8 protein-coding genes are annotated in these 10,401 nt (G+C 42.8%); 6 read left to right on the forward strand and 2 right to left on the reverse strand.

Translation table 11 applies throughout. From position 1 onward, the window contains the following. Positions 1-281: 281 nt before the first annotated feature. From I8752_RS31555 to I8752_RS31580, 6 genes are all read left to right on the forward strand, one after another. Positions 282-677: a hypothetical protein gene (locus I8752_RS31555; RefSeq protein ID WP_214436125.1), complete on the forward strand. Its 396-nt coding sequence runs from the start codon at positions 282-284 to the stop codon at positions 675-677. Between the two features lie 257 nt (positions 678-934). Beyond that, a complete protein-coding gene (locus I8752_RS31560; protein WP_214436126.1) occupies positions 935-2,959 on the forward strand; it encodes a sulfatase-like hydrolase/transferase in 2,025 nt (674 codons plus the stop codon). A 259-nt stretch (positions 2,960-3,218) separates the two neighbouring features. Then, on the forward strand, positions 3,219-3,683 hold the full coding sequence (locus I8752_RS31565) for a cupin domain-containing protein (protein ID WP_214436127.1): 465 nt from the start codon (positions 3,219-3,221) through the stop codon (positions 3,681-3,683). A 500-nt stretch (positions 3,684-4,183) separates the two neighbouring features. Beyond that, a complete protein-coding gene (locus tag I8752_RS38905; RefSeq protein WP_214436128.1) occupies positions 4,184-4,480 on the forward strand; it encodes a transposase in 297 nt (98 codons plus the stop codon). Continuing rightward, the gene (locus I8752_RS31575) at positions 4,390-5,019 is read left to right on the forward strand and encodes an IS5 family transposase (protein ID WP_214436129.1); all 630 of its coding nucleotides are present in this window, start codon (positions 4,390-4,392) and stop codon (positions 5,017-5,019) included. Before I8752_RS38905 ends, I8752_RS31575 begins: the two co-directional genes overlap by 91 nt. A 185-nt stretch (positions 5,020-5,204) precedes the next feature. Beyond that, complete coding sequence (locus tag I8752_RS31580; RefSeq protein ID WP_214436130.1) at positions 5,205-6,881, forward strand: alpha/beta hydrolase; 1,677 nt, start codon at positions 5,205-5,207, stop codon at positions 6,879-6,881. A gap of 44 nt (positions 6,882-6,925) precedes the next feature. Here I8752_RS31580 and I8752_RS37765 read toward each other — a convergent pair whose 3' ends face one another. Then, positions 6,926-7,120 carry a UPF0175 family protein gene (locus tag I8752_RS37765; protein WP_225896029.1) on the reverse strand — a complete coding sequence of 65 codons (195 nt, stop codon included), beginning with the start codon at positions 7,118-7,120 and terminating at the stop codon, positions 6,926-6,928. A 212-nt stretch (positions 7,121-7,332) separates the two neighbouring features. Continuing rightward, the gene (locus I8752_RS31590) at positions 7,333-10,071 is read right to left on the reverse strand and encodes a plasmid replication protein, CyRepA1 family (protein ID WP_404827133.1); all 2,739 of its coding nucleotides are present in this window, start codon (positions 10,069-10,071) and stop codon (positions 7,333-7,335) included. Positions 10,072-10,401: the final 330 nt, after the last annotated feature.

The following is a 10,401-nucleotide window of genomic DNA, read 5'->3' on the forward strand; positions in this document are numbered from 1 at the left end:
CTCGATGGACATAGGCAAATCTTGAGCGATCGCATCCCTAGACTTGCCAACTGTAGAGGAGAAATTAGCGATCGGTTTGAGGGGAATATATCCAGGGCGATCGCGCCCTTCAAATAATTCTCGATGGACATAGGCAAATCTTGAGCGATCGCATCCCTAGACTTGCCAACTGTAAGTGAGAAATCAGCGATCGGTTTGAGGGGAATATATCCAGGGCGATCGCACTATTTCAGCATTATTCATTTAGACAACATCACTTCTTAGAGTACGAGGAATTTCAAATGATCATCCATCCAAGGAATGGCAATCCGATAATTGCTACGGTTTTAATGACCTGTAGCACATTCAAAACTTCCGCTCTCATCGGATCGTTTCAGAGTATCTCGCTATCTTTTGGTTCTGAAGAAGCGGCTAAAAAATTTTTTGAGGATGTAAGAAAGATGAGCTGTCTTCACTCAAGTCATGAATCAAACCATGTTGTTGTTATTCCTGACTTTAGTAGTAGCCAAAATGCTGCTGGGGCTATTTACCACGCGGTTAACTCTTACAAAGATCGCTTAACTTCTGTCAACAAATTTGAGATAAATCTTTTCTCTGAAGAAGACAAGCACCTACTTAAAGACATTCAGAAGTACATAGAGCAACATTTTGGTTCCGATGCTATGACTGTGAATTGAAGCAGAATTCAGAACTCAGGAGTTCTGAATCAACGGTTCGGCTTCTCTTCTCCTTCGGAGACGCTAACGCGAATGAGACGCTACGCGAACGCTCACAGCGAAGCCTGTTACTAATTGTTCCAGACTGCCTCACCAGTTGGACTCCAATTCAATTAGTGAATTCTGACTCCTGACTCCTGAATTCTGTTTTGAAAAAAGTTTGGTTTTTACCATGCTCAAAGACGGAATTCTAACACTGTAAACCGAGAGGTGATTTCATGAAAACATCGAGTTTGAGAACAAGGTTCTTTGCTCTAATGATGATCGGTGTTTTAGTAGTCAACGTGCTACTATCAGCACCACAAAAAGCTTTCGCCCAAACAAGTAAACCCAATATCGTTTTCGTCCTAGTCGATGACATGGACGCTGACACAATTAACGAAGATCCGGAGAACTATGCACCACACATTAAGAGGCTTTTGATCGACAAGGGCATAACATTTCCCAACTTCTTTGTCGATGTGTCTCTGTGCTGCCCATCGCGCACAAGCATTTTGCGCGGTCAGTATGCCCACAATACGGGGGTCTTGAACAATTCAAGACATGAAGGAGGTTTCCAGCAAGCCCATAAAAACAAATTAGAACAAGAGACCATCGCCACCTCATTAAAGGCAAATGGCTACCGGACAGCGTTGATTGGCAAGTACCTCAACGGCTACCCCGACACAGTCCGCGAAGATGAGGACAAAATCCCGGATACCTACGTCCCGCCTGGTTGGACAGAGTGGTATAGCCCAATGGAAAAAGGCAAGAAGAAAAACAAAGCCAAGGGTTATGGCAATCCTTACACGCAGTACGGCTATACACTGAACCAGAATGGCAGACTGGTCAAGTACGGTAACAATTCCGAAGACTACGGTACAGACGTTTATACTAGCTTTGCCAGAAATTTCATCAAAAATTCTGCCAGAGACAACAAACCGTTTTTCCTTTATTTTGCTCCCTTCAACATTCACTCGCCATATACGCCAGCAGACCGCTATAAGCACCTCTTCAATGGTGTTAAAGCGCCCCGCCCAGACAATTTTAACGAAACCGACCGTGAGGGTGGCTTTAATACTAAGCCTAAATTCATGCAGAAGAAGTTGAAGAATCGACTCGATCGCGAACAAATTGACTTTGTCGATAAAAGTTATCGAAAGCGCTTGCGATCGCTCCAGTCGGTTGACGATGCAGTTAACAAGTTAATCGATACGCTCAAGGAGTCAGGGCAACTTGACAATACTTACATCGTTTTTACCTCCGATAACGGTTACAAACAGGGTATTCACCGGATAAGCTTAGGCAAAGAGAGTGCCTACGAGGAAGATATTCGTTTGAATCTGTTCGTGCGCGGACCGGGAGTTCCCGTCGGCAAGAAACTGCCCCAGATAGTGGGTAATATCGACTTCTTCCCCACCTTTGCCGATATAGCTGGAGTTCAACCCCCCAGTTTTGTGGATGGACGCTCGTTCTTACCCCTGTTAAAGGGTACGACAGAACCTCGGAAGTGGCGCTCTGCATTTTTGGTAGAACACACACTAAGTAAGAAGAATGCACTTGAAGATAAGGATGATCTAGACAACGATCTGTTACAGCTTGAAGAAGAGGAGCAGTCACAGCTTGCAGATGAAGATGATCTAGACAACGATCAGTCACAGCTTGAAGATGAGGATGATCTAGACAACGATGTGGTACAGCTTGAAGAAGAGGAGGATCTAGGCAACGATCAGTTACAGCTTACCGATGAGGAGCGGTCACAGCTTGCAGATGAGGTGCAGTCGCAGCTTACTGATGAGGAGCAGTCACAGCTTGCAGATGAAGTGCGCTCCCAGCTTGCAGGTGAAGTGCGCTCCCAGCTTGCAGATGAAGTGCGCTCCCAGCTTGCAGATGAGATGCGGTCAGAGCTTATAGATGAGGCGCGGTCAGAGCTTATAGATGAGGCGCGCTCCCAGCTTACAGATGAAGTGCGCTCCCAACTTCAATTGCGCCGAAAAAAGAAGCAACAAGTGAAGTTCCCTACTTACGATGCGCTCCGAACACGAAATTATACCTATATTGAGTATAGAACTGGAGCAAAGGAACTGTACAACATCAAAAAAGACCCATACCAGTTGCACAACCTGGCTAATACAGCCAATCAAGCTCTACTCCAACGGCTTACTAACCGACTGAATAAACTGCGTACTTGTCAAGCCGATTCCTGTCGTGAAATCGAGGAGGAGCAGATCGAGGAGGAGCAGCAGGAGTCGTTTACTCTTTAGGATCTGTTTGAAAAATCAAATCTGGGTTTAGACAGTAATGAGTGCTGAGGACTGAGTATTAAACAAGTCGGAAGTCGGAAGTACAGTTTTGTGATGGGGACTGTTACCCCACCACAAAACTTGCCAGTTCTAGAACTGGGGGACAAAAAAGCGCCGAATTTTGTTAATCCTTTCTCAGCACCCAGTCCTCAGTACTTTTAAAACACGTTTTTAAGGGGGTTGGACAGACTGTTAGTCACTCTCAAAGGGAGGAATGCAAATGAATGATGCTACAAGAACAAAAAAGTGTGTGATTCCGATGTTCAAATCGCCAAGCGATTATCAGGCTTATCGGATTAGTCCGGATTCTACAAATCGGCTGGCGATCGTGTTCGATCCGATAAGTACTCGGATGCCTTTGACGTATTGTGTGGAAATTTTTGATGTCGGTGGGAAAACGCCGCTCAATCGTCATCAAATGGCGGTGGAAATGTTTTTTGTCCTCAAGGGAGAGGGCGTAGCCATGTGTGATGGCAAAGCTGTAGATATTCGCGCTGGAGACAGCGTTATGGTGCCGCCAACCGGAATTCATGCGATTGAAAACACGGGGATGGGTCGCCTCTATACGCTAACGATTATGGTTCCCAACGAGGATTTTGCTGAACTGATCCGCAGCGGCATACCTGTGGAACTAGATGAAGAGGATATGGCAGTGTTGCAGCGATCGGACGCACTGCTTGTGTAAGATTAACCACCCATTGGCATAAATCGCCAGTTGCGATCGATTTCGTAAATTCAAACGTGTCAATAATCGAAGTCCAGCAATTACTATTATGAAATTGAAGCGGCAGAGCCGTGCTTGAGGGAAACAGTACTAGGCATCCTCACACTTTTAGTAGTCAACCGAGCTTGAATGTCTTTACTTAAGAGAAACTTTCAATGTTATTAGAACAAAATAAACCTATTGTTCTCCAATTCTACAAGACTTATAACCAGGAAAATTTAGAGTAAGCCAAGGAGATACTTGCTCCGAACATTACTTACTGTTCATACACCCGAATTTCTCACAAAGAGATAAAAAAGGGGGTCAAAGACTGCGAAAATGTATACGTGACAAGCATTTTAGTAGTTGTAGAGCATGACCCCAACATTAACAGAGCGTAAAAAGTTTAGGCGTTGTTGCGTGAATAGACAAAATGGTAAATTTTACCTATCGCCTATGTTCGCTCGCCGCCTAGCTTAGAGATGAAGACGAAAGTCCAGTACAAAGTTAAGAATTGGAACGCCTATGATGCGGCACTAAAGCTTCGAGGCAGTATAACTTTCTGGCTGGACGAAGACGTAATTGAGCAGTGGCGCAACCAGCAAAAAACGGGGAAAAAAGGAGCATCGAATTATTACTCAGATACGGCGATGTCTGACGACAAGCCGCTAAGAGCGTCTACGCTACAATGGGAACAATTCAATCGGTGTTTCATTTACCAGGAAGGCAAGCAGAGGGGTTTTTGGAATCGCTATTCATGCTCATGGGAATTGAGCTAGGAGTACCAGACCATTCCACGCTATCTCGTCGTTTGAGCAAGCTGTCTGTGGAACTGCCAGTAATCTCAAAAGACAAAGCTGTTCATGTAGTAGTGGATTCGACTGGTGTGAAAGTGTATGGTGAAGGCGAGTGGAAAGTCCGCACACATGGGGTAGGTAAACGGCGAAAGGAGCGTAAGTTGCATCTTGGCTGTGATGAGGAGAGTGGTGAAATTTTGGGTGCAGTAGTCACTACTAATGATGTCGCAGATTGTGAGGTGCTAACAGACATATTGGAGCAGATCGAGCAGCCGATAGAGCAGGTTTCTGGTGATGGTGGCTATGACACATTCGACTGTTACGACACCATCTCACAAAGTGGCGCGAAAGCTGTAATTCCTCCACGCAGCAACGCGAAAATTCAACAACCCACAAACAGCCAAACACAACCGCACCCTAGAGATGAAAACCTGGGAAGAGTGAACAAAGTTGGACGTAAACAATGGAAACAAGAGTCTGGTTATCATCGCCGTTCTTTATCCGAAACTGCTATCTTTTGACTCAAAACCATTTTTGGCGGTAAGCTGAGACGACGTTTTTTTGTAAGAATTCAGCACCCAGGAGTCAATTAATTTGATTAAATATTTTTTAATTCTTTAACCCTTCTGGCTCTTGAATTCTGACTCTTGAAACCTTAAATTAAAAGTAATATACCAATCCAGATAAATTTGTAAGAGGTAGATAAATGTACTCTCCTAATAAAAATAATCTAGCAGACAACCAACCATATAAAATTTATGAAATTAAAAAAACTAATCAGGAAAGTATTCCTGGTTATTTAGTAGTAAGTACTGCTAAACTAAATGTTGAGACAGAAGAAGAAAATTCTAGTAGAAACTTAACACAAATTACTCATCGAGAATTTTTTAATACAAATCGTGGAGAAGCTGAATTTTCAACTGAAAATATGATTAAGAAGATTACTAAAAATTTGGAATCTAGTTCTGAACCAGAAATTATTATCAATATACATGGGTATAGTTCTACACCCTCAGATACAGAAATAGGATGCAGAAATATTTATGATTATATCAATACAAATATTCAGCAGCCAAATAAATATGTTTTTATAGGATATAGATGGCCATCCGAAAATCCTGTACAAACCGATGAGTCTGGTTCTTTTATACAAAAGGTAATTAACTCATTTTCGTCTTTACCAATTTTACTAGCTATCAATTTAGGCTTAGGGCTAACAATCAGTATATTATCTACTATAAGTTTATTATTTTTTAATTTTTACAAAAACATTAATATTTCTATTTTTACAATAAGTTTGATTTTATCTGGTATTGTATCTTCAACAATTTTTACATTAATTCTTTTGCGGTTATCAACTTATTTCCGAGATATTTATAGAGCTAGTAATTATGGGGTTATAGATTTAATAGAATTGCTCAGGCAGCTTGATTATAATGTAAAATTACCTCCCCATAAGCGGATAAAACTATCTTTTATTGGTCACAGTATGGGATGCTTTGTAGTTACGAATGTAATTCGTATTCTCTCGGATATTTTTGATGTTAAATCTATTAATAAAAAACCAGATTCTGATATTGGGAATGTATTTCGCTTAGGTAGATTAGTACTAGTGGCAGCTGATATTCCGGTAGAAAGTATTCTACCGGGACGAGCTAACTTTCTTCGTTCCTCTTTACGTCGCTGCGAGGAAGCTTACGTATTTTGTAATGAAGGAGATTTAGCATTAAGATTTACCTCTACTGCTGCAAATTATTTTAGTTTTCCAGCACGAACCCGTATTAGTGGCTACAGGCTTGGTAATATTACAGTTAAGCATTTTAATAATAAAAAAGATTCAGTAGGACACATACCCAGATATGGAGTAATTAATTTGGTCAAACAAGATTACGAGCAAGCTTGTAGATTTGATAATCCTTATAAATATCTAGAAATTCGTTCTTCTAATAGCGAACATAGAAGTTTACAAGAAATATCTCAGATATCAGAGCAAGAAATCCAACCCGCAGATTTATTTTCATATTTTGATTGTACAGATTATAAAGATGAGCGCAGTAAACAAGTAGGAATTGTCAGTTGTGCTATTAAAAAGCCAGCTATTAATTTTGGAGATTATATTTTCCTAACTTGGGCATTTATTCAGAAGTCTATTAATAGCAGAGATCCTCAAGGAGTTGATACCCATACTGGATATTTTGAAGGTAACTTTAGCCAAAAAGCAATTTATGAATTAGCATTTTTAGGATTTGATAGCTTTTTAGAATCTTTATTAATTGAGGGTGAAGAAACTGAAAAAATTCAGGCTTTTTCTGAAAAATGTCAAGAAAAACAAATTCAAGTAATCCTATCACCACAACTTTATCAACAAAAAGCGCAAGAATAGGATAATAAACTTGGTTCAAACTGAAGTTTAGAATCAGTAGAGTTTTACTGTCCCTCCATATTCTCATTACTGGGGAATGATGTTATGTCAGTGATTGGTGTTGATACATTTATATTACTAGTGACTGACACAGCACAATTCGCAATTCGCAATTCGCAATTATGAGCGATTTCTAATTTTAGTTCGTCCTCGGTCATGTTTAAGGCTCGAAGGATGTCATCAGGAATCAGGACACTCATAACAAAAAATTCCAATTTCTAGGTTTATTTTAATTGTTCACAACGTAAAGGGTGCAGAAGTTGCGATCGCCATGACAACCCACCAACTCACCCCATCCACTCTACCAAATCAGGAACAGCTGCAACCATTCGCCCTGCGAGGGCGCTCGCATCCGGAACAGAGCGATGTCACTTACCTTGGTGCAAAGTATTTATGCTGCTCAGATCGTATATCACCCCACACACTCGACCCAATCGCACATAACCGACTTACAGCCTGAAGCAAAGCTAACACTAATCATCCAGTTCCCCAAATATCCATTCCATATTGGCTCCCCATCAGCAATACCGATTGCCTCACCCACTTTGCTTATTAGCTGTTGATACAACTGACCTGCACTTTTCAACTCTTGCCGCAATCTCAGCTTTAAGCCCTTCCAACCACAGACAGCAGGATTTTCCACCTCATTTAATGTTTGGGAAATGTTGTGTGTGTCACTAACTTGGGTTTGTAACTCTATATTATTAGTGACTGACACCAACTTACAATTTGATAGTTCATCCCGATTCAACCAAGAATCGAAAATCGCATTCCGCCCATCTAATGGTGCAACAAATTTATAAACACTCTCCCTGTGACCCCGATGCCCTAACCGACCTACATAAGACAACTTCAAATTAATCTTGCTCAATAACTTTTGCGCGATCGTTATGGGAGTAAGTTTGTCCGAAATGGTGATATTCAACCAAGTTTTGATGAGATAACGATTTTCCAGTGCCACTCGCTTCAACTCCTGCATCGCCTCGTCAGAACCCCGTAATCGTTCCCCAGATGTAAGCAACTGCAACAGATTCAGTTTTTCGAGCAACAGCACAGACGCTAACATCTGCCCCTTGTTGAAGTCGGGCTTCCAAATCGAGTTCTCCCCAGCCTCAGCCTGTGCCTTGGCTCGTTTTGCATCACGGTTAGCAAGAAACTCCCGCCCCAGCGTCAGGTAATAGTGCAGTCGCAGTTGGGGATACCAAGAGTTATCATCCTTCTCGACCAATTCGGGTGTCACTTCAACTTCGTAACGCCGGGACAATTCAGCCTTCCGCTGCTGATATCTTTCCTCTTTCGTCTTCACCCGCTTCTCCTGCAATTTCTTGAGTTCAGCGTCAGACACATCTTCTGATTGAGAAACTCCCTGACATTCACTCCTATACAATTCTTTGAAAGCCGCTTTCACTTCTTTCACAACTTCCTTGGTTTCATCAGAGTCGGAATCATCCGCATCAATCACAGTGTAGCCATCAGCCACCAATCCCTCCAGCACAGATTCCCGATAGCGGCGCATTTCTACGTTAATGACAGCCCCACGTTTTCCCCAAGTCTGCAAAGATTCGGGTTGAAAATTGCAGTCAATGAACGAGTAATCATCATTATCAGCTGCAGACAACAATGCGATATTCGCCTGGGTTGCGACATCTTGACTCCGCAACAGTCCACCCATAGAAGTTGAACCATTGCCCACAGTCCCCATACCGTACTGGCTAACCCAGATGTGACGGTGAACAGTTTCTCTCAGTCGTGCCAACATCTGGCATACAGAGTTCACAGGCTGCACTCCCTGAAAAATCCCCCAGACTCCATCAAAATGACCTTTGATATCAATAGACACACCAGTTTCTAGGCTAGGTGAGGTTATTACTAAATCATACTGGGTGAGGATTTCGTTGAGATGGGCGATACTCCCAAAAGCTGGGTGTGTCGGGTCTAGAACAGAATGGCTATCAATTCGCAGTATCCGCAGATGAGGGAACTTGCATCGAAACCTTTCTTCTAGCGCTTGTGTCCCCCATTTGGACTTAGCTTTTTGAGCAGAACAACATAATAAATGATGTCCTCCCGACGCGATCGCCTTGTCCAACGCCGCAATCAAATTCCTGGGGTTACTGCCGGAGTAGTTATAACACTTGCCCCAGTAGTGCTGATAATTGTTGACAATGACAAAAGGATTGACCCGATATTCTCCAGCCAGAGAAAGAATATATTTCACATCAGTATCGGATACATCGGCTGAAGACAGATAAATCTTACCGCTCACGCTGCCCAAGACATTTTGGATCAGCTGCTTGAAATTCCTTAAAATAGACACCCGCCGCTTGGCTACATCTGTAGTAGAGTTGAGCAAATGCCAGAAAACTTGGTCGCATTCGTCAATAATCACGATATCGTTAGACCAGTCGTTGGGATTGAATCGAGCTTGGCTATCCTTGTGCAAAGAGTCTACGCACACGCCATACCCCAATAAACCGCCTGTGTCAGAGGTGTGAATCTCGCTGACGTAATCAACGCCGAAGCGATTGCACAAAGCCTCACCCAATTGAATGCGATGGGTGATGATGAGAACCCGCCGCCCTTGGTCGTGTGCTTTGGCCACTTCACCAGACAACCACTCTGTTTTACCCGTTCCCTTTGGGGCTTTGAGGACAATCAGCTTTTCGCCTTCGGGTACGAGCAACTGACCCAGGAATCTTTGGTTGAGTGCGATCGCGCTTGGGTAACTTAGCAGAGTAAACAGCTTGATTTCCCATAGCTCCAGAGTTTCGGCTGTATTGTAGAGAGCATGGAAAGCCGCCTCACCATGAGCCACTACAAAATCATCAACGCCTTTTTCTGTTCCTGGCAAGTCAATCACTCGTAGCTGACAACCTTCGTTTATGAGCAATCGCCCCATACGACTAATGGCGGTTCTGACTCGCTGCACGGTTTCAGGCTTGGTATCGTGGTCGAAGCAAATATTAACTTGTCTACCTTGTGTTGCGAAATGTTTCAAGTTAGGGATAAGCGAAGGTTTACCAATCGCAGTCCCGTACTCATCAGAGGGTGTGCGATAGCCAGCGTTTACTCCAGGAATTGCGATCGCAGCATACCCAGCACTCAATAAACAACCAGCTTTTTTCGCACCCTCTACGATAACCACTGGCACATTGTTCTTCCAAACCCAATGCCAGAAGCCGCCAAGATGCTGTAAGTCTTCTTCCCGGATTTCTCACAAGCAGTAAAAAATCAAATTGTATGGCGTGATGTGAGTCCTTGTTTTGATACATCACCAATCAAAATTTATGCGCGGAGTTAAATTAAGTATAAAACAGTAGATACAAAGGGCGTTGTTGCGTGAATAAGGAAAATGGTAAATTTTACCTATATCCTGTGTCCTGTCGCCGCCCTTAGCCCAAGATGAAGACGAAAGCCCAGTATAAAGTTCAGAATTGGAACGCCTATGATGCGGCACTAAAACTTCGAGGCAGTATAACCT

The sequence above is a fragment of the Dendronalium phyllosphericum CENA369 genome (genome assembly GCF_016056275.1).
In the GTDB taxonomy this organism is placed as follows: domain Bacteria; phylum Cyanobacteriota; class Cyanobacteriia; order Cyanobacteriales; family Nostocaceae; genus Dendronalium; species Dendronalium phyllosphericum.